Source organism: Streptomyces tibetensis, from assembly GCF_007655005.1.
Lineage (GTDB): Bacteria > Actinomycetota > Actinomycetes > Streptomycetales > Streptomycetaceae > Streptomyces > Streptomyces tibetensis.
On sequence record NZ_SZVW01000013.1, the window covers coordinates 131,161 to 157,649 of the forward strand.

Here is a 26,489-nt window from a genome sequence, read left to right on the forward strand (position 1 = left end):
CGCCTCGTAGCTGACCGGGCCCATCGTCATTGTGATCGCTTCTACGGGGGTGTGCATGCTTGGAGGATGTCTCAGGTGGCGAGTTTCGCGAGCTTCTTGTAGCAGGTGAGGGCGGCTGCGAGGCCGAGGAAGGCGAGGAAGCGAGGTCCCTTTCGCTCGTACCGGACGGTGAGCCGGCGGAAGCCGAACAGCCAGGCGATCGACCGCTCGATCTTCCAGCGGTGCCGGCCGAGCCGCTCGCTCGATTCGATCCCGGGACGCGCGATGCGCGGGACGAGCCCTCGCTCGCGCAGCCAGGTGAGGTGTTCGGGGGAGAAATACGCCTTGTCCGCGCGGAGTTTGACGGGCCGACGCCGTCGCGGCCCGCGGCGGGAGCGGACGGCGGGTATACCGCGGATCAGCGGCTTCAGACCCAGGCTGTCGTGGGTGTTCGCACCGGACACCGCGACGGCCAGCGGGATGCCCTGGGCCTCGGACAGCACATGCAGCTTGCTGCCCTTCTTGCCGCGATCGACCGGGTTCGGCCCGGTCAGCGTGCCCCCCTTTTTGGCCCGGAGGGCGGCATCGACGATCGCCGAGGCCCAGTCCAGCTCGCCCCGCGCACCGAGTTCGTCCAGGACCGCCCGGTGGAGCCGACGCCACAGTCCCGCCCGGGTCCACGCGGTGAACCGGCGATGCGCGGTCGCGGGCGAGACGCCGAACGTCTCCGGCAGATGCCGCCAGGCGCATCCGCTGGTCAGCACATACACGACCGCCGTGAACACGGCCCGCTCGTCACACGGAGCGGTCCTGCCGCCCTGCGGACGGGAGTTGAACGACGGCAGCAACGGTGCGGCTCCCACAGACCGTCAGGAACCAGCCGCTGCGACAGATCGACACCCACAAGCAGCAATGATGCCGCAGCTCACCACACGAGCACGTGAGACATCCTCTTAGAAGAGCCTGGATGAGACCGCGTTATGGGGCAGCCGCGCATCGCATACTTCTGCCGTACTCTCGCCTTACAGCAAAGCATTCTTTCACTCCGGCCGACGCTGGCGTATCACTTCACGGGCACTTTCATTCTGAACAGTTTCTCTGCATTTCGGAACGCAATCTTTTCCTTGTCTTCGCGTGGCAAATCGACTCCGCGGAACCAGTCGGTCTGCTCCTTTATGTCCGCGAACGGGTAGTCGGTTGCGAACATCACTCGATCCACGCTTATGTACTTCAGCAGGAGATCGAGCAGTTCGGTCTGGGGGAATGCGCTGGTTGTGACCCAGAAGTTGTCCTGGAAGTATTGCCCGATGGGCTTCTCGAGCGAGTCTTTGGTCGGCTCGCCCATGTCATTGACGATCCGCTCGTAGTAGAAGGGAAGACCTTCACCCATGTGGCCGATGATGATTTTCAGTTTGGGGAATCTGTCGAAAACCCCGTACGCGATCATCCGAATGCATTGGGTCAGCACCTCCTGGTGCCAGCCATATCCAGACCCACTGAAAATGTAGTCTTGGTACTCTTCCGTGTATTTAGACCGTGTGGTGCTGTAGTAGATCTTGAAGACCTCGTCAGCTGGATAGCCGGGATGCAGGTAGATCGGCACATCGAGAGCAACGGCACGTGCCAGCACAGGCTCGAAATCGGGATGATCGAGATACTTCTTCGCGATGTGTCCGTTGGTCAGTGCGCCCAGGAAGCCATCTTCCCGAACCGAGCGTTCAAGTTCGTCCGCCGCCGCCTCCGGGCTCTGCAAGGGCAAGGTGGCGAAAGCCTTGAAGCGGTCCGGATGTTTGGCTATTGGCCCGTCTACAAGTTGCCGGTTAAGGCGATAGGCAAGGTCGATGCCCCTCTGCCCAGGGACATTTTGTACGGAGGGTGTATGGGCAGAGAGGATTTGAACGTTGAGTCCCCCCGCATCCATATCGCCGATGCGGCGTTGGCCTAGATCCGAAAGACCAATTTCCTCAAGGAACGCTATGTGATCCTGATTGATGGAGTTCAGCTTCAACAACGTGGGAGTCGAAAAGGTCTCCTCCGTGCCGATGAAGGGCAGGTCCTGGTCCCGCCGTGAAATGTCCGAAGTCTTGTCCGAAGTCTCGTTCTCGCTCGCTTCCGAGAGAATGGCGTGCGTGGACAAGCCGGCACCAATGCCAAGTGCCGTGCTGGCGGTGAGAAAGCCGCGGCGTCCCATGGGCTTCATGTCAGTCCCTCTCTTCAGGCGTTTGTGTGGTGAGGTATCCGTACGGCATCCGTCTGCGAGATGCCTCAGGGGGTCTTCGCGTCCTGCTCGCGCACCGCGGCAGCGCTCAGGTCGAGGAACCGCTCGCCGGTGCGCAGCGGCTGTGGTGGAGCTGGCGACCGTCCGCGTGCGCGCTGTGCGGGCCGGCCGCGGCGGGCCCCGCACTGTTGTCGGCGTGTGACCCCGCATGCGGCGACAGGGAACGCCGTCGCCAGCGCCCTGGTGGCCACCCCGAACCTCCGCAGTGGACTATCAATTTCCGGCATAGCCCCAACGCTAGGCCCGATTCCGTTCTGTTTCGTCATACTGCGGTCGTCATCCCTCGGGAGGCAGGCGGTACGACGTTACTCCGACGGGAGTACTCTCCGGAGCGCCGTTCGACGCCCGCATCAGAATCAAGGCCCGTCGCAACTGGGCCCGAAGTCCAGGGGCTGCCGAAAGATTTCAAGTCCAGTGAGACGGTCGTGACTCTATGAGGGTTTGTGGTGCGGGTGCCCTGCGCTTTCCCCGATGGTGCTGCGTCGACTGCCATCACTAGCCTTCTACATACGGGTTGCATCGCTTATCCGCATGCCTACTTCCTACTTCTTGGTCAGCGGGTCCAGCACATCGCATTGCCCGAAAACAGCAGTCCTGCAGCCTCGGCCTGGTCGCGCAGTCGCCGGACGCAGGCCGGGCGCCCTTCGAGGACGACCAGGGAGAGCCTGGAGATGGGAACGTGGCTGCCGGCATCAGCGTCCGAGAACGCAAGGAACGAAATCTTGTGCAGCAACTCCGGCTGTTCGGTGGCTGACAAGGTCTCAAGGGGAGTCGCTGAGGGGCGCCTCGGGCGGTGTCCCCTGGAGACTGGCGCAGACCGGCACGCCGGGCTTGTACGATCTTGCGCCCTGATCCCAAGCGTGATCACGCTCGTGATCTTCCCTGGTCGTCTGTTTCGGCTGATCGCGAACGCTGGTGTCACTGCGCCAGTTCGTTGGCAGGGTGCCGGCCATGAGGATCACCAAGTTCGGCCACGCTTGCGTACGGTTGGAGAGGAACGGCCAGGCGATTGTCATCGACCCGGGTGTGATGACCCCCGAGCCCGATGCGTTGGCGGGGGCCGCGGCTGTGCTCATCACGCATGAGCACTTTGACCACTTCGATCCGGATCGCCTGCGCGGAATTGTGTCGGACATCTACACCTGCGCCGGGGTTGCCCGGCACCTGAGCGGGCTTGGCGAGCGTGTGCATGTAGTCCGCGACGGCGACCAGTTCGCGGTCGCGGGCTTCGAGGTGTCGGTGTGGGGCGACAGGCATCACTTCAGCCATCCAGATGTGCCTCCGGTTGACAATGTCGGGTTCCTGATCGACAAAGAGGTCTTCCACCCGGGTGACGCACTGACGGTGGTCGACGTGCCGACGCTCTTGCTGCCTGGTCAGGCGCCGTGGCTGACGGTGCCTGACATGATCGGCTACCTGCGCCGGATGACACCGCGCCGTGCTTATGCGATTCACGACGGGCTCGTCAACGAGTGGGGCCTGAAGGTCCTGGACGACGTCCTCGCCATGGAGGCTGAGCGGGCCGGTGCCGAGATCCGGCGGCTCCGCCCCGGCGAGAGCGTCGAACTGTGAGAGGACGGCAGTCGGCCGGGGGAGAACTGCACCACCCTTCGTGATCTTCATGGCCGACGCGTGGTCTGTCGGCGGTCAGGGCCGGCCTGGGCTCGGGCCTGGTGGCGGAGCAGCCAGGCGGGGCTCCACCCGCGCGCACCGGCCCGCTGTCCGGCCCCAAGAGGCACGCTCCAGGTGCACCGCACACCGAAGGTTCGAACCAGCAGTCAGAAAGTGTTCCTGAAAGCGGACTTGAGGCCTGGGGCGGTGTTCTCAGGTGGTGGGCTGTCCGACTGGCGGCGCGGAGGTGCACCTCGTCGACGGGGTCCACGGCCATCTCGTCCGCCGCCCGGGTGAGCGCATCCAGCGCGGCAACGAGCCCGGCACGCGCCTCGGCGGGCAGCCGCTCCACGAGTGCGCGGATCTCGGTGCGCCGGTGAGCGAGAACGCGCTCCACCAGGTCACGTCCCGCGGGGGTGAGGCGCAGGATCACCTCTCGCCGGTTCGCGGGGTTGGTCCTGCGGTCGATGAGGCCGCTGTCCTCCAGCCGGCCGACCATCCTCAGCGCGGTCGAGGGGTTGACGCCCAGGGTCGCGGCCAGGGCGGCAAGCTTGACGGGCCCGCAGGTCTCCAGCACCACGAGGGCGCGCAACTGGGGAAGGGTCAGTGCGCTGTCGGTGGACGACAGGGCCCGTGCGGAGATGGCGACGAGCAGTCTGGACGCCGCCATGACGGCGAGGGTGACCTCCTCGGCCTCCTGATCCGGATCCGCGTGGGAGCGCGCCATGATGCCGTTCCACCTCTCCGACCGGCGATCTTGTCGTCGCCCTCCAGGGCGAACCATTGCAAACAGCAATGGTAAGGCGGTGGGACTGGCCTGGATCCGGCCGAAATGTTCTGCGAAAACCATCATTGCAGAGTGCAAGGGTGGGTACGCGGAGGCAGGAGGTGCTCCAGGGTCCGGCACTGCGGCGGAGGAGCCCCCAGCCGGGGAGACCTCCAGCACAGGATCCCGCTCGTACGCGGGGCACGCAAAAGGAACGGTTATCCCGATGACTCGTACATCGCGACAGGGCACCCGCGGCGCGACCGGCGGGTCGCACGAGGCGGTCGGGGTGGCGGTCGACGTGGCGGAGCTGGAGGCCGCGCTGCGCGACGCGGTCGACGGCGAGGTCCGCTTCGACGCGGGCAGCAGGGGCGCCTACGCCACGGACGGTTCCAACTACCGCCAGGTGCCGCTCGGCGTGGTCGTTCCCCGCAGCGTGGACGCCGGAGCGCGGGCCGTGGAGGTCTGCGCGCGGCTCAAGGCCCCGGTGCTGTCCCGGGGCGGCGGGACCAGTCTGGCGGGGCAGGCCACCAACACCGCCGTGATCATCGACTGGACCAAGTACTGCCACGCGCTGGTCTCGGTGGACCCCGAGGCGCGCACCTGCGTGGTGGAGCCCGGGATCGTCCTGGACGAACTCAACCGGCAACTGTCCGAGCAAGGGTTGCAGTTCGGGCCCAAGCCGTCCACGCACAGCCACTGCGCGCTGGGCGGCATGATCGGCAACAACTCGTGCGGAGCGTCGGCGCAGGCGTACGGCAAGACCGTGGACAACGTGCGCCGCCTGGAGGTCCTCACGTACGACGGCACCCGCATGTGGGTGGGACCCACGTCCGAGGCCGAACGGGCGCGGATCATCGCCGAGGGCGGGCGCCGGGCCGAGATCCACCGCGGCCTGGAGCGCATCGTCGCCGAGTACCTGGCAGACATCCGCACGGGGTACCCCAGGATCCCGCGCCGGGTCTCGGGCTACAACCTCGACTCCCTGCTGCCGGAGCACGGCTTCGACCTGGCCAAGGCCCTGGTCGGCAGCGAGGGCACCCTGGTGAACGTACTGCGCGCCGAACTCGACCTGGTGCCGGTGCCGCCCTGCCAGTCACTGCTGGTGCTCGGCTACGACGACATCTGCGGCCGAGTTCCTGGCCCACCACTACGACGGCCGCCCGCGTCCCGCGGCGCACTACTCGATGGGCTGGATGCCGGTGTGGGCCCGGCTGTCACGTCTCGGACCGTCGCTGGTCAACAGCGCGCTGCACGCCCCCGGTCTGGCCCGCGCCGGCAAGTGGCTGGCGGGTGTGGACGTCGCCCGCCGGGCACCGGTCCCCGCAGTCGTTCGTGCAGTGGTGGCGGGCACGCACGGCGGACCAGCCGGATCCCGCCGACGAGCGGACCGTCGTCCTGTGGCCCGACACGTTCAGCACCTACTTCCACCCGTCGATCGCGACGTCGGCCGTGCGGGTCCTGGAGGACGCGGGGTTCCGTGTCGCCGTGCCCACGGACGCCGTGTGCTGCGGCCTCACCTGGATCTCCACCGGTCAACTGGACATCGCGAAGAAGGTGTTGCGCCGCACACTCGACGTGCTGCGGCCGTACATCGAGGCCGGAACGCCGGTCATCGAGCTCGAGCCGTCCTGTACCGCCGTGTTCCGCGCGGACGCGCCGGAGTTGATGCCGGACAACCAGGACGTGCAGCGCCTGGCCGGCCGGTTCCGCACGTTCGCCGAGCACCTCGTGCGACACGCGCCCGACGGCTGGCAACCCCCCGCCCTGGCCCGGAAGGCGCTCGTGCAGACCCACTGCCACCAGCACGCGGTTCTGAAGGACGACGCCGACCGGGAACTGATGCGCCGCGCTCACCTCGACGCCGAGGTCCTCGACGAGGGCTGTTGCGGCCTCGCCGGCAACTTCGGCTTCGAGCGCGGCCACCACGAGCTCTCCCTGGCCGTCGCGGAACAGGGCGTCCTGCCGGCCGTGCGCGCGGCCGCCCCCGGCAGTGTGCTCCTCGCGGACGGCTTCAGCTGCCGCACCCAGATCGAACAGAGCGACACCGGCCGCCGGGCGCTGCACTTTGCCGAGGTGCTGGCCCTGGGCCTGGACGGAAACCTGCCAAGTGAGCATCCCGAACGCCTGGCGAAAAGGCCGCCCGCCCCGTCCCGCACGGGCCGCTGGACGATCACCGCGGGCGCCGCGGCCCTGACCACCGCGGCTGCCGCCGTGGCAGCCCGCGGCGCGGCGCGACGCCTGCGCCGGGCCTAGCCCACCCCCGGCAGCCACCGGACTTGGCCCACACCCGACAACCACCTGACACACGCCTCCCACCGGAAAGGTCAGCATCATGTCGATGAAGGTCTCCGACCACCTCCTGCAGCGCCTGCGTGAGTGGGAGGTGGAGCACGTCTTCGCCTATCCCGGAGACGGCATCAACGGACTGCTCGCCGCCTGGGGGCGAGCCGACAACAAGCCCGAGTTCATCCAGGCCCGGCACGAGGAGATGGCCGCCTTCGAGGCCGTCGGCTACGCGAAGTTCTCCGGCCGGGTGGGAGTGTGCGCCGCCACCTCCGGGCCCGGCGCCATCCACCTCCTCAACGGCCTGTACGACGCCAAGCTCGACCACGTGCCCGTCGTCGCGATCGTGGGGCAGACCAACCGCAGTGCGATGGGTGGCTCCTACCAGCAGGAGGTCGACCTGCTGAGCCTCTACAAGGACGTCGCCTCCGACTTCTGCGAGATGGTCACCGTTCCGGAACAGCTGCCCAACGTGCTCGACCGGGCCATGCGCACCGCCATGGCGCGCCGCTCGGTGACGGCCGTCATCATCCCGGCCGACGTGCAGGAACTCGACTACTCCGCCCCGGGGCACGCCTTCAAGATGGTGCCCTCCAGCCTCGGCATGTCCCACTACGCCCCCGTGCCCGCGGAAGCCGACATCGAGCGGGCCGCCGAGGTGCTGAACGCCGGTGAGAAGGTCGCCCTGCTCATCGGCCAGGGCGCTCGCGGGGCCCGCCAGGAGGTCATGGAGGTCGCCGACCGGCTGGGCGCCGGCGTAGCCAAGGCGCTCCTCGGCAAGGACGCGCTCGACGACGACCTCCCCTACGTCACCGGCGCGATCGGCCTCCTGGGCACGCGCCCGTCGTACGAGCTGATGCAGGACTGCGACACCCTGCTGGTCATCGGATCCAGCTTCCCCTATACGCAGTTCATGCCCGAGTTCGGCCAGGCGCGGGCCGTCCAGATCGACATCGACCCGCACATGGTCGGCCTGCGCTACCCGTTCGAGGTCAACCTCGTCGGTGACGCCCGCGCGACCCTGCAGCGGTTGCTGCCGCACCTGCGGCCGACCGAGCACGACGGCTGGCGCAAGAAGATCGAGAAGAACACCGCCCGTTGGTGGGAGGTCATGGAACGGCGCGCCGCGGTGGACGCCGACCCGATCAACCCCGAGTACGTGGCCCATACGCTGAACGACCTGCTGCCCGAGAACGTCATCCTGGCCGCCGACTCGGGCTCCGCCGCCAACTGGTACGCACGCCACCTGCGGTTGCGCGGGGACATGCGCGGCTCGCTCTCCGGCACCCTCGCCACCATGGGCCCCGGCGTCCCCTACGTGATCGGGGCGAAGTTCGCGCACGGTGATCGCCCCGCCATCGCGCTCGTGGGCGACGGGGCGATGCAGATGAACGGACTGGCCGAGCTGATCACGATCGCCAAGTACTGGCAGCAGTGGGAAGACCCGCGCCTGGTGGTGGCCGTACTCAACAACCAGGACCTCAACCAGGTCACGTGGGAGATGCGCGCCATGTCCGGCGCCCCCCAGTTCCTCCCCTCACAGTCCCTGCCCGACGTCGCCTACGCCGACTTCGCCCGCTCGGTCGGGCTGAACGGGATGCGGGTGGAGAAGCCGCAGGACGTACAGAGCGCGTGGGAGGCGGCGCTGGCAGCAGACCGGCCCTTCGTGCTGGACTTCCGCACCGACCCGGCCGTGCCGCCCATCCCGCCGCACGCGTCCCTCGACCAGATCGAGGCCGCGGCGGCGTCCGTGCTCAAGGGCGACAGCGACCGCACCGCGATGGTCCGTCAGGGCTTCAAGGCCAAGGTGCAGGAGATGCTGCCCGGCAGCCGGCACCGCGAGGACCGCCCCGGAGCGGGTGAGGACCGGTGACGGACGCGGCGGTGGTGGAGCGCCTGGACACCGCCGTCTACACGGTGCCCACGGAAGCCCCCGAAGCGGACGGCACTCTGAGCTGGGACAGCACCACCCTCGTCCTCGCGACCGTACGGAGCGGTCGGGCCACGGGAATGGGCTACACCTACGCGCCGGCGGCCGCGGCACGGGTCGTCGACGACCTGCTCGGCGGCATCGTCGTCGGCTGCCCCGTCTTCGACGTGCCGCGCCTGAACGAGGCCATGCACCGTGCCGTGCGCAACGCGGGGCTGCCCGGCGTCGCCGCCCAGGCGATCGCCGCCGTGGACATCGCGCTGTGGGACTGCAAGGCCCGCCTGCTGGACCTGCCCCTCGTCGACCTGCTGGGCGCCGCCCGGCCGGACGTGCCGGTCTACGGAAGCGGCGGGTTCACGACCTACGACGCCGCAGGACAGGACGGCCAACTGCGCGGCTGGACCGAAGAGGAGGGCATTCCGCGCGTCAAGATCAAGATCGGTGAGTCGTGGGGGCGGCGAGAGGAACACGACCTGCGACGGGTCGCCGAGGCACGCGCGAGCGTCGGTGACGGCACCGCCCTGTACGTGGACGCCAACGGAGCCTACGACGCCAAACAGGCAGTCCGGGTCGCCGACGTGTTGGCCGACCAGGGCGTGACATGGTTCGAGGAGCCCGTCTCCTCCGACCACCTCGGCACTCTCGCCCGCATCCGCGATCATGTCACGATCGACGTGGCCGCCGGCGAGTACGGCTACACCCTGCCGTATTTCGAGCACATGCTCGCCGCCGGCGCCGTGGACTGCCTGCAGGCGGACGTCACCCGGTGCGGCGGCATCACGGTCTGGCTGCGCGCCGCGGCTCTCGCCCAGGGCCGCGGCCTGGAGATCTCCGGTCACTGTGCTCCCCATGCCCACGCCCATGCCGCCGCTGCGGTGCCCAATCTGCGCCACCTGGAGTGGTTCCACGACCACGTCCGCATCGAGCGCATCCTGTTCGACGGTGTCCTCGACCCCCGAGGAGGCAGCATCGGCCCGGGCGGAGCCGCCGAACCCGGCCTGGGCCTGACCTTGAACACCGAGCGCGCAGAGCGGTACCGGGTGGGCTGACGGAGACAGAACCTAGCCGCGCTGGTCGACGAGCCGGCCGAACGAGGTCATGCACGACGGGCAGTGGCGATCCGTCTCCACCGGCTTCGCCGCGCTCGTGAGTGGCAGGCCGCAGAGGGCCACCGTTCCGTTCTTGGCCTTCACGTGCCAGACGAAGGTCGTGCCGGGCTCGTCGAGGCCGGGGCACATCTCGTACATGCTTCCCCCATGGGTCGGACGACTCTCCGACCAGGACATCGCATCCGCGGCGGCGGCACAGCGTAAAGGCGGCTGTTCGGGTGAACCGAGCGGCAGCCGACGGGGGAGAGGTGCCTGTTCGGCCGGCGATCGTCAGTCCTGGCGCACCACACGGTGCCGGTGGTAGACGACGTTCGAACCGATGGGGCGGGACTCGACGAGTTCGAGATCTACCCTGCGTTCGTGCTGCGGGAAGAACGGGATGCCGCCGCCGACCAGCACCGGGTAGACCATGGTGCGGTACTCGTCGATCAGATCCGACGCCGCCGCCTCGTGGGCGAGAGTCGCGCCGCCGATCGCGATGTCACCCTCCGCCGGCTCGGCCCGCAACCGGTCGATCTCCTCCGCCACACCCCCGGACAGCAGGCGGGCGTTGCCCTGCACCGCCGACAGCGTCGTGGAGAACACCACTTTCGGCAGCGGCTTCCACAACGCGGCCCACTCGAGCTGCGATTCGTCGAGGGAGGCGTCCTGGTCGACGGTCTCCCAGTACAGCATCGTCTCGTACAGCCGTCGCCCCATCAGGTGGACGCCGACCTCACGGATCTCGTCGTTCCAGAAGCGGAGGACCTCCTCGTCGGGCACCGACCAGTCGAAGCCGCCGTCCGGCCCGACGATGTAGCCGTCGAGTGAGACGTTCATCGAAAAGGTCACGCGGCGCATCGGCAGTCCTCCTCGGTCAAGGTGTTCCACCGTACGACGTCATGGTGTGCTGCCGCAGTGCCGTGCGCGCGGCGCGCGTTCATCGCGACCACCCCGGAAGGCCGAGCAGCACCGGCATCAACGACCGGACGCGGGCGGGGTGAATCCCGACTGCCCGGCTGGGGCATGTCCCGTCAGGACGAGTTCCTTCGCCCTGCGGTACTCGTCGTCCGTGATGGCCCCGCTGTCGCGGATCTCGGACAGTCTGGCGAGCTCGTCGACGCTGCTGGACCGGCCCTCACTGCCCGCGGCCTGCCTGATGCGGGCGTCGAAGGCCTCCTGCTGTGCTCGCGCCTGCGCCATCTCACGGCGCCCCATGTTCTTGCCGCGGGCGATGACGTAGACGAACACGCCGAGGAACGGCAGCAGGACGGTGAACACCAGCCAGCCGGCCTTGGCCCAGCCGCTCAGGTCGTCGTCACGGAAGATGTCGACCACCACACGGAAGAGCAGGATGAACCACATGATCCACAGGAAGAACAGGAGGATGCTCCAGAAGACGCTCAACAGGGGATAGTCGTAGGCCAGATACATCTGTGCGCTCATTTCTCTCCTCCGTCCCGACGCTCGCCGGGCCACCGGCGGTGCTGCCTTCAGCTTGGGTCCGGAAAGGCACGATCGGCCTCACCCGGCGTGGGTGAGCGTGCGGCAGTCCGGTACCACGCGGTGGAGGCGACGTACTCGCCCAGCGCCAGGCCCGACACGGCCACCAGGAAGACGGCGATGAGCCAGGACAGGAACGTGAACACGGGACCGAGAGGACCGAACTCGTCCAGGCTGCGCTCCATCGCGGTGGGGACCAGCACACGCGCGGCCAGACTCAGCAGGACCGTACCGGCGCCGGCCAGCACCGCCCCCGGCAGCAGGCTCCGCCAGCCGATCCGGCCGCCCAGCAGCAGATGCTGCGACCACCAGAGCAGCGTCACGGACAGCAGGGACAGAACCAGCCCGGTCACCCTGCCCGCGCCGAACCCCTTGCGCAGCGGTGCCTGGAACAGGAGATAGGCGAGCCAGACCAGCAGCCAGAGCAGCCAGCGCCAGAAGGCCGCTCGTACCGGTGCGCGCGGCAGGCGCCAGCAGCGCTCGCACACCGCCTGCAGAGCCCGGCAGAACGCCGTGGCCGACACGAGGGTCACCACCGCGCTCACCGCTCCGGCCGTGTTACGTGTCGTGCCCGTCGCGGAGAAGGCCTGGCGCAGCTCGTCGAGTGTGTCACCGCGCATGCCCAGAACCGCCCGGAGGGAGTCGGCCAGCAGGTCCTGCATCGCGTCCGGAGCGAACGCCGCGACGGTCATCAGCAGCGGGAGCGCGGTGAGGAACGCCTGCGCGGCCAGCCGTACCGAGCCCTCCACGATGTTGAGCCCCGCCAGGCGGGACAGCAGCCGGGCCGTGGCTCCGGACCGCAGGCTCGCCGCAAGCCCCGCTGCCGTGCGCCCGCGGGGCCTGCCGGAGAGGCCGGGTTTCACGGTCATGACTCACGGAACCGTCCGCTGCTCGGCCTGCTCCGCCGTCTGCCCCGCCGCTCCGGCGGCGGCCGCAAGGATCGCCAGGACGAGCAGGACGGCCAGGGCGATACCGACGACGAGCGCCACTGCTCCGACGGTGGGGTGGTTCCAGAGCACCAGCGTCAGAGCCGCGGCCCCCATGACCACACCGGTGATCCACTGCCGGTGGCCGGCCAGCCGGCGTCCCACGGCACCGGTGCGCGCGCCCGCGTTGTCCAGGGCCCTGCCGGTGGCCGTCGTACCCCGGTCGGCCGCCGTCCGTACACCACGGGCCAGGCGCCCCGGACCGTACAGGTATGCGACCAGTGCGGTGATCACCGACACGACCAGCAGGGTGAGGGTGCTGTCGCGCAGGAAACGGACGAACGTGTCGTAGACGGTCGCGGCCGCGTCGCCGGGCAGCACCGCCGGCGGGACCGAGTCCAGACAGACGCGCCGGACCACGGCCAGCGCGACGAGCAGCCCCACCATCATCACGCCGACGCCCGTGGCGGTGATCATCAGCATGACCCGGTGTGCGGGAGCGGTCCGGACGGCGAGCGCGGCCACCACGACGGTGAGGACGGGCAGCCAGGTGCCGAGGACGTCGAGCAGCCGCATCGCGTCCTGTGCCTTGCCCAGTTGCTCGGTCTCGAAGAGGGTGATCGTCCGGTCCGTGTCCGGGATCGTGGCGGCCCGCGAGGAGCAGGGCCAGCAGGAGAAGGGCCGAGGATCCGGCCCGCCGCGCCCGCCGGTGACGAACCGCCGCGTGCCGGCGCAGCCGCTCGTACTCCGCTCGTTCCTCGGCGGTCATGATGTGTTGCGTGCTCCCGGCTTCGCCGGGGTGCGGCGGATCCCGGGGTGCCGAGTTCATGGGTATGCCTTTCCGCGTGTGCGCCGCCCCGGGCGCTGTGGTCTTTGCCGCTCGGGATGCCGGAGGTGGGGCGTCGCACCGGCCGTGGCGCTTCCGTCGGCCTGGCGGGCTGTCTCAGGCAGCCTCGGGTGGGGCGTGCGGCCCCGCCCTGTGCGTCTTGTGGAGTGCGGCCCGCCACGCCAGAGCGACCGCCGTCTCGGCCAGGCCGAGCAGCACGAGCCACAGGCCGAGCAGCCGGGTCAGCGCGCGGGCCGACTCCGTGGGCAGGGCGAGTACCACGATCCCCGCGACGATGCCCAGCATCGCGGCAGCCAGAACGACGCCGCGGTGCGGCAGGTCCTCGGCGACGACGGCCGTGTAGAGCGTGAGGATCCCGGACACCAGCCAGACGACGCCGGTGACCAGCGAGAGCACGGTGATCGTCTGCAGCGGATCGCGCAGGCACAGCACCCCGGCAAGGACGTACACCACGGCAAGGAGCAGTCCCGGCAGCCGTTCGCCGTGCTCCTCCCGGCCGAAGACGGCCACCAACCGGAACGCCCCGCTCACCAGCAGGTACAGTCCGACGAGGACGGCCAGGACGTGCAGGGTCGCCTCCGGCCAGACCAGGACCAGTACGCCCGGCACCAAGGTCACGACGGCCGAGCCCAACAACCATGTCCATGAACGGCCCAGCCGTTCCAGCCCGTATGCGGGGCCGGACGCCGGAGCGAGGATCGCCCCGCCGGGCCGGTGTTCCTGCCCGGGGAACGGTGTCGGACCATGCGACATCATGGCTCCTCCTCGCCTGATCGATCGGTCGTCCCGGGACCGCTCCGGTGCGGTGCCCGAGGGGTGTGGCAGGGCCGGTGCGCCGCTCTGCCGGCTCCAGAATCCCGCCTGCCGCCGGGTGCCGGGTTCACCCGCCAAGGGTGATCTGCCGGTGCTGCGGCGGCAGGCGGGACGCCCGTCCGGAACCCATGAGCGCGGTGACCGGCGCCGGCTCCTCGAACCAGTCGCCCATCATCAAGCTGACGAAAGGTCAGTCAGCTTGTGCCGCAACCGAGTCGACATCGCGCGGTACACCAGGGGGGAGGGGGTGTGCGGGCCCGTCACGTCATTCCGGCACCGGCCGCATCTCGACGACACGCAGTCCCAGTGACTGGCAGCGCGCCAGCAGCCCGTAGAGGTGCGCTTCGTCCACGACGTGACCGAACAGGACGGTCTGGCCGGCCATCACCACATGACCCAGCTCCGGAAAGGCCTTCGCCAGCGTTTCCGACAGGTGCCCTTCGACGCGGATCTCATAGCGCACGAGCTTGTCCTCCCACGGATGCCCTGGACAGGCGGACGGGGCGCCCTTTCCGCCATCGTGCGCCTGCGTCCGGGCTCGGACCTCACCCGAAGCAGGTGACCCGCCGGGCGACGGAGCCGGGATCAGTGCTTCAGCACGATCTTGAAAGCGATGATGAGCAGGCCGAGGAACAGGTTGACCGACGCGGTGACGGCCATGAGCCGTGGCGAGGCACCGGCGCGGCGTGCCGCGGCCACGGACCAGCCGATCTGGCCGACCACGGCGACGCACAGAGCCAGCCAGAGGGCACCTCGGACGTCCAGCCCCAGGAGGGGACTGACCGCCACCGCGACGGCCGGCGGGACCGCGGCCTTGACGATGGGCCACTCGTCACGGCACACGTGCAGGACGAGACGGCGGTCCGGAGCCTGCTGCGCCAGGCGCGCCCCGAACAGCTGGGCATGCACATGCGCGATCCAGAACACCACGCCGGTCAGGAGCAGCAGCAACACCAGCTCGGTCCGGGGGAACTGGCCCAGGGATCCGGCGCCGATCACCACGGAGGACGCCAGCATGGAACCGTAGACGCCGCCGGTGTAGTCCGCGCCGGCACGGCGCTCGGCACGGCGCTTGCGGCGGCCGGCCGGGGTGGTTGTGGTCCTGGACATGAACGGCTCCCCACCGACTCAGTGTGTCGATCCCGTCGCCCCGGCCGTGGCGCCGGCGTCCTGCTCGCGCGGACGGCTCCCGCGGCCGGCCGGCAGGTGCGGTGTGACGAGGAAACTGGCCAGGGCGACGCCGCCGGTGGCCAGGATCGCCGCCTTCAGACCCTGCAACTGCGCGGAGGCGTAGGACTCGGCGACGGCGTCGGCCTCGGACGGCGGCAGCCCGGCACGCTCGGCTGCCGAACGCACCTGATCCGTGGGGATGAACGCGATCCCGGCCTCGAGGGCGACACCGACCTGCTCGCGGGTCTCTTCGGACAGCCTCGGGTTCTCCTCCACGTGCGTGGTGAAGGCGTGGGCCAGCGCGCCGATGAGAAGGGACCCGATGAGCGCGGTGCCCAGCGCGGAGCCCAGATTCTGTGCCGTGAACTGCAGCCCTCCCGCCTCGCTGCGTTCCTCCTCGCCCACCCCGGACTGCACGACGTTGCCCAGCTGCGAGGCGAGCAGCCCGACCCCCACGCCCAGCAGAGCCATGGCGCCGGCGAACTGCCCGTCGTCGATGACCGGATCGATCGTGGCCAGCAGCCACACGATGGCCGCCACCAGGATCGTCAGGGCCAGCCGGACCACCCGGCGCGGCCCCACCGCGCGCCCCAGCGAGGACGCGCACAGAGAGGTCACCAGCATGGTGGCGGACACCGGGAGCAGCCGCAGACCTGTCTCGAAGGCGTCGAACCCCTGGACCACCTGCAAATACAGCGGAATGGTGAAGAACAGCCCCAGCAGGATGAGGTTCTGGCTCAGCAGCGTCATCAGGCCCGACCGCAGCACGGGTCTGCTCAGCAGGGACAGGTGCACGAGCGGATCGGCACTCTCGTGCTCCCGCCGCCGCTCCCACCGGCGGAAGGCGGCCAGGACGGCGGCCCCGGCGCCGACGACGAACAGCGTCGGGGCGAAGCCGAGCACGGTGAAGGGCGGGTTCCGGGGCTGTACCCATCCCCAGGTACTGCTCTGCAGCACGCCGAGGACGCCCAGTCCGAGTCCGGCCGCGGAGAGGACCGCGCCGACCACGTCCAGACGGGGGCGCGGCCCGCTCGCGGTGGGCGTCGCGATCATCCGGCGGCACAGCAACACCGCCACGACGACCACGACCTCACCCGCGAAGACCAGCCGCCAGGTCAGATACGTCGTCACCCATCCGCCCAGCAGCGGGCCGACCGCGATCCCCGCACCGGCGAGCCCGCCGATGACCGCGTAGGCGATGGCCCGGTCGCGTCCGCGGTACGACTCCGCGACGAGGGCCGCCATGGCCGGCAGCACCATGGCGGCGCCGAGCCCCTCGATGACGGACCAGCCCAGCATGAGGACCCACAGCGCGGGTGCCAGCGCCGTCAGGCCCGACCCGACGCCGTAGACGACCATCCCGAGGACGAACATGCGCCGGCGTCCCACGATGTCCCCGAGCCTGCCGCCGATGAGCATGAAAGCGGCCATGACCAGCGCGTACAGAGTGATGACGGCCTGGATGGCGGTGACCTCCGTGTCGAAGTCCTCGACCAGCTGACTGATGGACACGTTCATCACGGAGGTGTCCAGGACCATCAGGAACTGGGCCGCCCCCAGGACGATCAGAGCCCGCCACCGCTTCACGAAGTCCACCTCGCCGAGTCGGACCGGTACGCCGGCGCAGTGCCCGGCATGCGCCGGCGTACGTGTCGCCGGCTGTTCCTCATCGCACCCCACGTGCGCGCCGCGCGCCTCACCCACGAAGGGGGAAGTACGGGCCCTGCAGTGGAGGTGACACGGCGCGAGTGATCCGGCGCGGGCTCACAGAATCCGGAGGTCGCGTGCACGGCGTACCGCTTCGCCCCGCCGGTTCACCGCCAGTTTCCGGTAGACGCTTTTCAGGTGGGTCTTCACCGTGTTCACCGACAGGCAGAGATCGGCGGCGATCTCCTCCGTCGACATCATCCGGGCCACCCGGTCCAGGACGTCGTGCTCGCGCGCGCTCAGCTCCACCGCCACGAGCGGTGCGGGCGGCGGCTGCGGCACGGTCCGCTCGCCCTGCGCAGGTGCGGCAGGTGTCAGCCAGCCTGCCGCCAGTTCGTGCAGCGGAGCCGTGGCGATGAGAGGCCGGATCCACGCTCCGGCGTCCAGGAACGGACGTCGCAGCCGCTCACGGCGGGCGTCGAGCAGCGCCTGTGCCACGAGCTTGCGGGCCGCGGCTCCGTCTCCGGCAGCGGCGGCGGCCCCGGCCCTCACCAGCGCTGCCCTCACCGTCACCGCCGGGCCGGTGCGTCCCTCGGCGTGGACGCTGTCGAGCAGGTCGAAGGCCGCTCCGGGACGCCGGGCGGCGAGCTGGATCGCTGCGGCCTCCACCGCGCACACGGGCTGGTCACCGGAGACGGCCCGCAGCACCTCGGCGGCCTCGTCCGGCCGCCCCTCGGCCAGGTGGGCGGCCGAGGTGACGAGCGCTTCATGGCTTCGCGCCCACGGCGAGTCCACGGCGGCGGGGACGGCCGGGTCCGCCGCCTCGACCGCGTCGCGTACCTTCCCCCGGGCCATCAACAGGCGCGCCGCGGCAAGGGCGCGCCCCGCCGCCAGCACCGGATCAGGCGTCCCGGAGGGAAGCTCGGCCGCCTCGTCGATGAGGGCCTGTGCCCGTCCCAGTTCATTGCGGTCCACCGCGACGGCGGCCAGGACCAGCCTTCCGATGCCGGACCCGGACGGACTTGGCGCGCCCGGCCGGTCCGCCTCGGACACCGCGGCCAGTGCCTTGCGCTCGGCCCGGCCGGGCCAGCCGTTCATGTAGTCGAGCAGGGCCAGGTGCCCCATCGCCTCCTCCCGGGGCAGCGCGGTGGAGGCCCCGCCGGGAGCGCCGGCCACGCTGGTCAGGACGGCACGCGCGTCCTCGTAGCGCCCGGCCCACAGGAGCGTGGAACCGACATGGGTCATCAGGAGGGCGGTCAGTTCGGGATGCTTGTCCAGCAGGTGAACCGGAACCTCCTGCCTGAGCTCCGCAGCCGATTCGGCGGCCTTCTCGACCTCTGGGGGACATCCGGTCAGGCGGGCGGCCAGGGCTTCCAGCAGTGCGCAGCTCAGCCGGGCGGCCGCGTCGTGAGCGTCGTTCCCCTCGTGGGCGAGTTGCTCCTCGGCGTGGCGCAGGCGGGCCAGGCCGTGATCCAGGTCGTGCCGGGCCAGGTCGTGGGCGGCACGCACGAGATGGGTGGCCGGGCTCCTCGCCTCGGGACCCATGTGGGAGAACAACCGAGCCAGGTTCTCGGAGCTCGGACCGGTGAAGAGCAGCCCGATCGCGAGGTCGTCCACGAGGGCACCGGCGGTGAGGTCCCAGTCGCCCGCGGCGGCGCTGTGGGCGAGGGTCTCCGGCAGGAAGCCGTGACGGTGCAGCCACCGTGCGGCCCGTCGGTGCAGTTCCGGCTCCTGCCCGGGCAGGCGGACGCGTAGATGTGCGCGCAGTATCTCCCCGAACAAGGGGTGGAGCTGGTACCACGAGTGTCCGAGACGCTCGACGAACGCGTTCTCCTGGTGCAGCCCGGCGAGGATGGGCTCGGCGTCGACGCGGTCGGTCAGCGCGTTGGCCAGGTCGGGACAGAAGCGCTCCAGGACGCTGACGCGCAGCAGCAGGTCCTGTGTCTCCCGCGTCTGCCGCTTGAGGACCTCGACCAGCAGGAAGTCCGCCACCGTGCTGCGGTCCGCCTCGAACTCCTTCAGATAGAGCTCGGGGTCGGAACTCTCCCGGGCGGCCAGCGCGGACAGGCTCAGGCCGGCGGCCCAGCCCCGCGTACGGTCGACCAGGTTGCGCGCCGCCTGGACCGGGAGGCTCAGGCCGTGCAGCTCCAGCAGCGCGGCGGCCTCCTCCGGTGTGAAGGCCAGTTCGGCGGAGCGGATCTCCGTCAGATCACCGGCCGCCCGGTAGCGGTGCAGCGGCAGCAGGGGTTCGGTGCGGGTGACGAGCACGAGGTGCAGTCCTGGGCCGGCGTGGTGCAGGACGAACTCCAACTGCTCGGCGACCGTCGCGTCGGTCACGCGGTCGTACTCGTCGAGCACGAGGACGACCGGCCGCTCCCGGTCGTGCAACTCGCCGGCCAGAGCCGACAGAAGCCTGTGGTCCACACCGGCGGCGTCCGCGGGCGCCCCGATCGCTTCGGACGCCGGTGCGCCGCAGGCCCGCAGGGCCTGCAGTACATAGGCCCAGAACACCCCGGGACGGCAGTCGCCCACATCGCAGGTGAGCCAGGCGGCCGGGGGGCCCGGGCCCAGTCCCGAGGCCCAGTCCGCGGCCAGCAGGGTCTTGCCCGCTCCGGCGGGCCCGTCGAGCAGAGTCAGTGGCGTTCTCAGGGCCTGGTCGAGGTGGTCGACGAGCCGCTGGCGACGCAGGAACGTGTGGGGCCTGGCGGGGAGGGCGAACCGGGTGCGCAGAAACGGATCCCCCACGGGATCGGTGTGCGACAGTGCCGGAACGAGGTGAACCGCCGATCCTGGGACGTTCTCATGGATTTCCGCCACGGCGCTCATCACCCCTGTCGGTCAGGGCCACGTCATGGGCAGCGCTTCACCCTCAGCATCCCAGCGTTCCCCTCCAGCCGCACGGCAGGCCGCGCCGATGCCCCGCTGACCTGCGCTTTCGGTAGCAGATCAGCGGGGTCTCACTCGTCAGCGGGGCGGGCGCGGAGCGGCCGTGGGGCGGTACGAGTCGTCGCGCTCGCGCCAGGAAGCGTCCTCCGACGGCTCCAGGAGGTTGTCGCGCGGCACGACGCACAGGGCCCAGATGATGAAGCCCGAGAGAGCGATCATCACGACCGACCACACCGGGTACTGCGGCAGGGAGAGGAAGTTGGCGATGATGACGAGTCCGGCGATGGCCACGCCCAGGACGCGGGCCCACATCGCCGTCTTGAGCAGCCCCAGACTGACGATCACGGCGAGTGCGCCCAGGGCGAGGTGGACCCAGCCCCAGCCGGTCAGGTCGAACTCGAACACGTAGTTGCGGGTCGTCACGAAGATGTCGTCCTCGGCGATGGCCATGATGCCCCGGAAGATGTCGAGCAGGCCGACCAGGAAGAGCATCACAGCCGCGAAGGCGGTCAGGCCGGTGGCCCATTCGTCCTTCGCCCTGTGTGACGGTTGAGTGTCTGTCGCGGTCATCGTGCGCCTCGTTTGCGATGCTCAGGGAGCGGAAGGAGCGAGGCAACGCCCTGACTTCCAGGCCGCCGCTCCACCCGTTCCGGTGTCCTCGACAGCGTGCCCACGGCAGGCAACGGGCTGCCTCACCCGACGCGGGTGAATGTGCTGCCGGTCGCCGTCCCCTCGTCCCTGCTCCTCGTTACGGTGCGCCACCGGGCGCTGCCACCACGCGGAGGTCGCGTCGCGCGGGGTGTCGGTGCCGCAGTACACCTCACCCATGCCGAGGCTGTGGGTGTACCAGTCGTCGATGTACGACACCCGGTCACAGGACACCACTTTTGGTGGTCATCGATGTTGGGCAGGTACAGGGCCCCACGCTGGACGGACCAGCCGTCCTCACCTCTGGTGTCGCTGCCGGTGGTGACATCGACCCGCCCACGGCCAGGACCGCCGACCCGGCCCTGCAAGGGGAAGGACAGGGGCTGTGCGTTCATTGTGCGGCGAGGGTCACTTCGTACCGAGCCGCCGAGGGGGTTGTCCCCGCGGGTGGTTCAGGCGATGGACGCCGAAATGAGCGCGGAGACTGCGAGATTGCAGGATGCCGTCACCCACACCGCGGGGTGCGGCTCTGCCTCGACCAGCGTCGCGCCCAGGCGTCCCGGAGTGACCAGGTCCACCACCAGGAACGCCACCGCCATCATGACCAGCCCCAGCACCCCGAACGCCGCGGTCGAGACCAGTCCCTTGCCGAAGTCCTCGTACGTCGTCCAGATCGACGTGAACACGATGCCGCCGATACCGAGCAGCGCGGAGCTGAGGACGGTGGCGGCGTTGCGATTGCGCTCTTCCCAGATCTGCCGGCCGAGCTTGCCCGGCGTGAGCACGTCGACCAGGACGATGCCGAGGAGCAACAGAACCAGTCCCAGACCGCCGTATGCAGTGGCCCGGCCGAGTCCGTTGACGATGTCGCTCATGGGGGTGCCAACTCCGAAGCGTAGAGATCATGAGTGATCGCGGTCAAAGAGAGGCAAAATGTAGCGCACACGTGCCGCCCGGTGAACGGCGCCCGGTCCTCCGGGAGATCACCGGCGTGAGAAGCATCGTTCGGGTCCGGCCGGGGAATCGGTACGGCCCCTCCCCGTCCACCCCGCCGACGCGTCCGGGTAGGTCATCGGGCACCGTAGGGTCCGCAGTGGCCAGGTGGTTCGTCACCGGCCACGGCGGATGAAGTGCCCTCCACCTGAACGGGAAAGGAACCGACAGGACATGCGCGTCAACGCGGCCCACGGCCCGGGGGAGGCGTTCCGATGAGCGGAACCGCGGAACGGGAAGCCGTCCTCTTCCACACCAGCGGGCGCGCCGCCCACATCACGCTCAACCGGCCTCGGGCCCTCAACGCCCTCACGCACACCATGGTCCGCCGCATCGACGAGGCGCTCGTCGCGTGGGAGCGGGACCCCGCCGTGCAGACCGTCGTCATCACCGGCGCGGGGGAGCGCGGCCTGTGTGCCGGCGGTGACATCCGCGCCATCCACGACGACGCCCGCGACGGCGACGGCAGCGCCTCGGCCGCGTTCTGGCGCGACGAGTACCGCCTCAACGCCCGCATCGCCCGCTACCCCAAGCCGTACGTCGCCGTGATGGACGGCATCGTGATGGGCGGCGGTGTCGGTGTCTCGGCGCACGGCAGCGTCCGTGTCGTCACCGAGCGGTCCCGGGTCGCCATGCCGGAGACGGGCATCGGTTTCGTGCCGGACGTGGGAGGCACCCACCTGCTCGCCGCCGCCCCCGGCGAGCTGGGCACTCATCTGGCCCTGACGGGGGCTCAGGTCGGCGCCGCCGACGCGATGCTGTGCGGACTCGCCGACCACTTCGTGCCGACGGCCGCGCTGCGGGACTTCCTCGACGCCTTGGCCGAACTGCCCGCAGAGGAGGCCCTGGCCGCTTGTGCGCGCACACCCCCTCAGGGCGGCCTGGCCGCCCAGCGCGGCTGGATCGACGCCGGCTACGGTGCCGACACCGTCGAGGAGATCGTGCGCCGGCTGCTCGCGCACGGTGACTCCGCCGCCAAGGAGGCCGCGGAGACCCTGCTCGCCAAGTCGCCGACCGCCCTCAAGGTCACCCTCGCCTCTCTGCGCCGCGCCCGGGCGCTCGGGCCGCTGGAGCTGGTCCTGAACCAGGAGTACCGCGTGTCCTGCGCCGCCCTGGAGACGCCCGACCTGGTCGAGGGGATCCGTGCCCAGGTCGTCGACAAGGACCGCAGGCCGCGCTGGTCGCCGAAGACCCTGGCCGAGGTCACCGATGCCGACGTCGAGCGCTTCTTCACCCCGCTCGGCGAACGCGAACTAGGTCTGTCGCCGGGACTCCCTCACTGACGGAACGGGCATGCCGAACTCCGCTCGATCGGGCCTCGGACGGCCCTGTCAGGGCGGTCAGGAGCCGTTCGACGGGGCGTCGGGGTCGGAGAGACATCCTTCTCCCTCGCGCGACCTCCGGCGCCCCGCCGGCTTCACGGGATGTCAGAGCATGAGCAGCAGCCGTGTGTTGGCCACGAGCTTCCGGTTGACGCTCGTGCTCTGCACGAAGATGGTGAAGTGGTCGTTGTGGTCGGGCTTGATGCGCACTTCCGTGTTGGGCAGCCCGAGCAGGGCGCGGGCCTGGGGGCCCGTGTACACGCGGTCCGTCTTCTTTTCCAGCACCGCGATCTGCTTTCGTGCCTGGATCTTCTCCGACTTGCTCAGCTCGTAGTACGCGCCACCGGTGGTGTAGGTGTGCCCGCACTCGACGACCCACTCCCGGATCGCCGCGTCGCGGGCAACCGGGATCAGCTGGTACTTCGACGGATCGGCCGGGGTGAGACCGGCTGCCTTGATGGTGTCTTCGTTGACCGCTTCCGCGCCCGTGGAGAACACCGCACGCGATCCCCGGATGCCCTGGGTGCGGCCCATCATGAAGTTCTCGGTGGCCTGCCGGATGACCTGCCCGGCCTCCTCGAGGCCCTGCGTGCTGGTGGCGTCCCATATGGCGATGTTGTCCTTGGGGAAGCCGCACTGCATGGCCTCGCGCTTGCCCATCTGGTCGGGCACCAGCACGGCCAGCGTCCAGTTGTCCTGCTGGGTCCGGATCATCTCCGCCACGGCCTTGACCAGTTGACGGGGATCCCTGCCTTGGGCGTCCGGACAGCGGTGGCTCGCGTTCTCCTGTCCGTCGGTCAGGACGAACGTCAGGAAACTGTGGTCTCCGTACAGTTGGGCCGTCTGAGCCAGCTCGCTCTGCGACTTCAGCGCGGCTGCCAGGAGGGCCGTCATCCCACCGGTCCGGTACAGCTGCTTCAGCGACGGCATGCGCAGCACGTCCTTGTCGTAGATGACGCACTCCACCTTGTCGGCGAAGACGTACACCGTGACGCGGGTTTCCTGGTCCAGTTCCCTTGAGCGGCGGGCGAGATAGGCGATCTGCTGGTCGGCGACTTCCACGACCTTGCGACTCAGGTGTGACATCGACGAGCTGGCATCCAGCACTAGAGCAACGTGGTTGATGTAGTTCTGGCTTTCGGACATCACAGCTCCCCCTCGTTCCGGCTTGGTGTACCTACCTTCTCACCCACCACTGACAATCGATCTTGGAAGAACCGTGCGGCCGGGCCGGGCGGTCAGCCGGTGCGGTCGGACCAGCCCGGCGGGAGGTCGCCCGGTGCCGTGGAGATGACGGAGTCGTCGTCCGGGCCGACGAATTCGAAGAGGGTGATCTCGGCGAACTCCGGGACGACATGGATCGGGTACGTCGGGCCCGCGTCGCGGAACCTGCGCATCTCGTCGAGGTGGTCGTTCTGGTAGAGGACGGTGCGCTCGCCGTGCTCCTCGACCCAGCGTGGGAAGAAGATCACGCCGTGCAGGCGGCGCTTGCCGGGCATGACGTTCACGCAGACCGACGTGCCGGTGGGCTCGTTCCAGGACACCTTGTAGTGGTCGTCGTCCAGTCGGACCAGGTCGACCTGCTGGTCCTTGACCCACCGGCCGCCCACCATGCCGGAGTGGATCCGGTAGTCGATGGTGGTCGGGTTCTTCACGTACATCTCGTACTGCCAGCCGTTGGCATAGGTGTAGATGAAGCGGTGGCCGACGATGCCGGAGAGCTGCTGCGGGGGGACGGGGTTGCGGGTGGTGGTCTCGTGCGCTTCATGGCTGTCCATGGGGGACCTCCTCGTCGGTCAGTGCAGTGCGCAATCTATTTTGCCACAAAACTGTTTTGTGGCAAAACAATATCCAGGGCATCATGACCCCCATGGATACCGCGACTGATCTCGGCCGCCTCATCGGGCCCCTCAGGCGAGCCGTGCTGCTGCGCACCCGCCGTGCGGAAGACCTGCCGGATCTTCCCGAAGCGCAGATCGAACTCCTCAGAGTGCTGGCCGAGGCCGGACCCCTCGCGCCACGTGACGTCGCATCCCGTCTGCGAGTGGCCTCCTCGACGGTCAGCAACCTCGTCCGCACCATGACCGCGACGGGTCTGGTCGAGCGCAGGCCGTCGGCGACCGACCTGCGCACGGTCACCCTCGTGGCCTCCCCGCACGCTCTCGATCTGCTCGACCGGTACGACCGAGTGAGCACGGAGGAGCTGAGGCGCGCCCTGACCGCTCTGACGCCGGACAGCCGACGGGCCATCGAGGAGGCATTGCCGGCGCTCAGGGAACTGCGGGGAGCCCTGGAGGGGCCGGGCGGCCGACCCCGGCGCTGAACGGTGAGACGGGCGAGGTGCGGGGGTGGCAGGGGCCGTCGGACGAGCGCCGACGGGGTGAGGAGTGAGCTCCGCATCTCGGGGTAAGCGTTTGCCGCTGGACGGGAAGGGCCGCGACACCTGGGGAGGTCGGAGCGGCCCTTCCCCTCACCCTGTCCACCGGCGGTCCGCGGCGTCAGTCGTCAGGCCGCTCCCACAACCCGGCGGCCGGCCCTGATCACGCCTGCAGCAGCCTGCGCTTGTGCTCCTCGAACTCGGCCTCGGTGAGTACGCCCTGATCCCTGAGCTCACCGAGCCGCCTCAGCTGTTCGATCTTGTCCGACAGCAGGATGCCCGCGGAGCAGCCGGGTGTGCCAGGCCCCGCGTCTGCGACCTGGTCCAGACGACAGGCACTGGGGCGACCGTGTCTTGGTGGGGGTGCGCGTGACGGCTGTGGTTTCTTGGGGGGCATGACCAGCGGTGTTCGTGCCCTCGTTCTGCCGGTTTCCCAACGTCGCTCGCTGGAGGAGCTGGGCGAGGACCTGGACCTGTCGTCCGGGGACACCCGGTCCAAACGTTCGGCGTTCTGGACCATGCTGACGCTGTCGTCGGTCATCGCCGCCTGCGGGGTCCTGACGGACTCGACGGCGACCGTGATCGGAGCGATGATCATCGCGCCCCTGTCGACACCGATCATGGGCATCGCCCTCGGCTCGGTGCGACGCCGAGGCACCGGCGGTCTCGGCGTGGTCCTGTGCGCGTGCGTCCTGGTCGTCGCGGTCGGCATGGTGTTCTCTCAGGTGCTTCCCGGTGACTACGATCTGCTCTCCAACAGCCAGATCTCCTCGCGGACGTCACCAGGGCTTTTGGACCTGGTCGCCGCCCTGGCCACGGGCCTCGCCGGCGCGGTCGCACTCGCCCGGCGGGACGTCGCCGCCGTGCTGCCCGGGGTCGCGATCGCCATCTCGCTCGTCCCGCCCCTGGTGGTGTCGGGCGTGTGCCTGGGACGACTGGACGGTTGGCTGGCGCTGGGCGCGCTGGTGCTGTTCGTGTCCAACTTCTTCGCCCTGGTGTTCGGCGGAATGGTGATCTTCGCGAGCCTCGGCTACGACGGAGCGGCCGGGAAGGCAGCCGGCGGCCCCGCGCGCCGGGCGTACGCGGCGATGGCACTGCTTTTCGCCGCCGTGTTCATCCCCCTGGCCGCGAACACCGCGCTCACGCTTCTGCTCGAGATCTGGACAGGGCGCGCGAAGACAGCGGCGCAGCAGTGGCTCGCGAACCAGCCGGGCGCCTCCGTCACCAGCGTCGACGCCGCCTCGCGGACGATGCACATCCACGTCCGCCTTCCCGGTGACCTTCCCCCCGTGCAGCCGCTGCTCGACCGGCTCAGGGGACAGATTCCCGATGGCGTGCCCATCGTCGTGGACGAGTCCCGCGGGCGGCGGGTCGATGCCGGACGGGTCGGCGACTGAACGTCCCGCCGCGGTGCGATCC

23 protein-coding genes and 4 pseudogenes are annotated in these 26,489 nt (G+C 69.6%); 7 read left to right on the forward strand and 20 right to left on the reverse strand.

Features of this window, described 5'->3' with window-relative positions:
- Positions 1-71: 71 nt before the first annotated feature.
- The 3 genes and pseudogenes from FDO69_RS22740 to FDO69_RS22750 form a co-directional block, all read right to left on the reverse strand.
- Positions 72-883: pseudogene (locus tag FDO69_RS22740) on the reverse strand (IS5 family transposase).
- Positions 884-1,042: 159 nt separating this feature from the next.
- The gene (locus FDO69_RS22745; RefSeq protein ID WP_104781700.1) at positions 1,043-2,179 is read right to left on the reverse strand and encodes an amidohydrolase family protein; all 1,137 of its coding nucleotides are present in this window, start codon (positions 2,177-2,179) and stop codon (positions 1,043-1,045) included.
- 631 nt (positions 2,180-2,810) lie between these two features.
- Positions 2,811-3,014 (reverse strand): DUF2000 domain-containing protein, encoded by a 204-nt coding sequence (locus tag FDO69_RS22750; protein ID WP_138430147.1) that lies wholly within the window; start codon positions 3,012-3,014, stop codon positions 2,811-2,813.
- 194 nt (positions 3,015-3,208) lie between these two features.
- Here FDO69_RS22750 and FDO69_RS22755 point away from each other — a divergent pair, with 194 nt between their 5' ends.
- The gene (locus FDO69_RS22755; protein ID WP_104781835.1) at positions 3,209-3,829 is read left to right on the forward strand and encodes an MBL fold metallo-hydrolase; all 621 of its coding nucleotides are present in this window, start codon (positions 3,209-3,211) and stop codon (positions 3,827-3,829) included.
- A 292-nt stretch (positions 3,830-4,121) separates the two neighbouring features.
- On the opposite strand, the pseudogene FDO69_RS22760 reads toward FDO69_RS22755, so the two are convergent.
- Positions 4,122-4,595, reverse strand: a pseudogene (locus FDO69_RS22760) (MarR family winged helix-turn-helix transcriptional regulator); the annotation flags it as partial.
- Positions 4,596-4,923: 328 nt separating this feature from the next.
- Between FDO69_RS22760 and FDO69_RS22765 the strand changes: the two are divergent.
- From FDO69_RS22765 to FDO69_RS22775, 3 genes and pseudogenes are all read left to right on the forward strand, one after another.
- A pseudogene (locus FDO69_RS22765) lies at positions 4,924-6,890 on the forward strand (FAD-binding and (Fe-S)-binding domain-containing protein).
- Positions 6,891-6,969: 79 nt separating this feature from the next.
- On the forward strand, positions 6,970-8,793 hold the full coding sequence (locus FDO69_RS22770) for a thiamine pyrophosphate-requiring protein (protein ID WP_104781701.1): 1,824 nt from the start codon (positions 6,970-6,972) through the stop codon (positions 8,791-8,793).
- Complete coding sequence (locus FDO69_RS22775) at positions 8,790-9,899, forward strand: enolase C-terminal domain-like protein (RefSeq protein WP_234388037.1); 1,110 nt, start codon at positions 8,790-8,792, stop codon at positions 9,897-9,899. Before FDO69_RS22770 ends, FDO69_RS22775 begins: the two co-directional genes overlap by 4 nt.
- 12 nt (positions 9,900-9,911) lie before the next feature.
- Here the strand turns inward: FDO69_RS22775 and FDO69_RS22780 are convergent, their stop codons facing one another.
- The 13 genes and pseudogenes from FDO69_RS22780 to FDO69_RS22840 all read right to left on the reverse strand — a co-directional run bounded on the left by FDO69_RS22780 (position 9,912) and on the right by FDO69_RS22840 (position 21,253).
- Complete coding sequence (locus tag FDO69_RS22780; protein ID WP_104781702.1) at positions 9,912-10,097, reverse strand: hypothetical protein; 186 nt, start codon at positions 10,095-10,097, stop codon at positions 9,912-9,914.
- A gap of 132 nt (positions 10,098-10,229) precedes the next feature.
- On the reverse strand, positions 10,230-10,799 hold the full coding sequence (locus FDO69_RS22785; RefSeq protein ID WP_104781703.1) for a dihydrofolate reductase family protein: 570 nt from the start codon (positions 10,797-10,799) through the stop codon (positions 10,230-10,232).
- A 117-nt stretch (positions 10,800-10,916) separates the two neighbouring features.
- Complete coding sequence (locus FDO69_RS22790; protein WP_104781704.1) at positions 10,917-11,384, reverse strand: SHOCT domain-containing protein; 468 nt, start codon at positions 11,382-11,384, stop codon at positions 10,917-10,919.
- Between the two features lie 47 nt (positions 11,385-11,431).
- Entirely contained in the window at positions 11,432-12,310 is an 879-nt protein-coding gene (locus FDO69_RS22795; protein ID WP_104781705.1) for a YhjD/YihY/BrkB family envelope integrity protein, read from the reverse strand.
- Between the two features lie 3 nt (positions 12,311-12,313).
- Positions 12,314-13,021 (reverse strand): annotated as a pseudogene (locus FDO69_RS22800) (hypothetical protein); the annotation flags it as partial.
- Between the two features lie 289 nt (positions 13,022-13,310).
- Entirely contained in the window at positions 13,311-13,967 is a 657-nt protein-coding gene (locus FDO69_RS22805; protein WP_104781837.1) for an HdeD family acid-resistance protein, read from the reverse strand.
- A gap of 325 nt (positions 13,968-14,292) precedes the next feature.
- A complete protein-coding gene (locus FDO69_RS22810) occupies positions 14,293-14,490 on the reverse strand; it encodes a hypothetical protein (protein ID WP_053669428.1) in 198 nt (65 codons plus the stop codon).
- Between the two features lie 122 nt (positions 14,491-14,612).
- Entirely contained in the window at positions 14,613-15,137 is a 525-nt protein-coding gene (locus tag FDO69_RS22815; protein WP_104781706.1) for a hypothetical protein, read from the reverse strand.
- Positions 15,138-15,155: 18 nt separating this feature from the next.
- Entirely contained in the window at positions 15,156-16,784 is a 1,629-nt protein-coding gene (locus FDO69_RS22820) for an MFS transporter (RefSeq protein WP_104781838.1), read from the reverse strand.
- A 177-nt stretch (positions 16,785-16,961) separates the two neighbouring features.
- Positions 16,962-19,670, reverse strand: coding sequence for a helix-turn-helix transcriptional regulator (locus FDO69_RS22825; RefSeq protein WP_104781707.1), 2,709 nt, complete (start codon positions 19,668-19,670; stop codon positions 16,962-16,964).
- 138 nt (positions 19,671-19,808) lie between these two features.
- Positions 19,809-20,300, reverse strand: a complete 492-nt coding sequence (locus tag FDO69_RS22830; protein ID WP_104781708.1) for a DUF7144 family membrane protein — start codon at positions 20,298-20,300, stop codon at positions 19,809-19,811.
- 21 nt (positions 20,301-20,321) lie between these two features.
- Positions 20,322-20,558, reverse strand: coding sequence for a hypothetical protein (locus FDO69_RS22835; RefSeq protein ID WP_234388038.1), 237 nt, complete (start codon positions 20,556-20,558; stop codon positions 20,322-20,324).
- A gap of 272 nt (positions 20,559-20,830) precedes the next feature.
- Positions 20,831-21,253 (reverse strand): DUF350 domain-containing protein, encoded by a 423-nt coding sequence (locus tag FDO69_RS22840; RefSeq protein WP_104781710.1) that lies wholly within the window; start codon positions 21,251-21,253, stop codon positions 20,831-20,833.
- 333 nt (positions 21,254-21,586) lie between these two features.
- Between FDO69_RS22840 and FDO69_RS22845 the strand changes: the two genes are divergently transcribed.
- Positions 21,587-22,654, forward strand: a complete 1,068-nt coding sequence (locus FDO69_RS22845) for an enoyl-CoA hydratase/isomerase family protein (protein WP_104781711.1) — start codon at positions 21,587-21,589, stop codon at positions 22,652-22,654.
- Positions 22,655-22,798: 144 nt separating this feature from the next.
- On the opposite strand, the gene FDO69_RS22850 is transcribed toward FDO69_RS22845, so the two are convergent.
- Both FDO69_RS22850 and FDO69_RS22855 read right to left on the reverse strand, forming a co-directional pair.
- Positions 22,799-23,839, reverse strand: coding sequence for a vWA domain-containing protein (locus FDO69_RS22850; protein ID WP_104781712.1), 1,041 nt, complete (start codon positions 23,837-23,839; stop codon positions 22,799-22,801).
- 92 nt (positions 23,840-23,931) lie between these two features.
- Entirely contained in the window at positions 23,932-24,471 is a 540-nt protein-coding gene (locus FDO69_RS22855; protein WP_104781713.1) for a phenolic acid decarboxylase, read from the reverse strand.
- A gap of 92 nt (positions 24,472-24,563) precedes the next feature.
- Here FDO69_RS22855 and FDO69_RS22860 point away from each other — a divergent pair, with 92 nt between their 5' ends.
- Positions 24,564-25,016, forward strand: coding sequence for a MarR family winged helix-turn-helix transcriptional regulator (locus FDO69_RS22860; RefSeq protein ID WP_104781714.1), 453 nt, complete (start codon positions 24,564-24,566; stop codon positions 25,014-25,016).
- A gap of 217 nt (positions 25,017-25,233) precedes the next feature.
- Here FDO69_RS22860 and FDO69_RS42900 read toward each other — a convergent pair whose 3' ends face one another.
- Positions 25,234-25,467 carry an SHOCT domain-containing protein gene (locus FDO69_RS42900; protein ID WP_104781715.1) on the reverse strand — a complete coding sequence of 78 codons (234 nt, stop codon included), beginning with the start codon at positions 25,465-25,467 and terminating at the stop codon, positions 25,234-25,236.
- Here FDO69_RS42900 and FDO69_RS22870 point away from each other — a divergent pair.
- Positions 25,466-26,467 carry a DUF389 domain-containing protein gene (locus tag FDO69_RS22870; RefSeq protein ID WP_104781716.1) on the forward strand — a complete coding sequence of 334 codons (1,002 nt, stop codon included), beginning with the start codon at positions 25,466-25,468 and terminating at the stop codon, positions 26,465-26,467. The genes FDO69_RS42900 and FDO69_RS22870 overlap by 2 nt on opposite strands.
- The last annotated feature ends 22 nt before the right edge of the window (positions 26,468-26,489 follow it).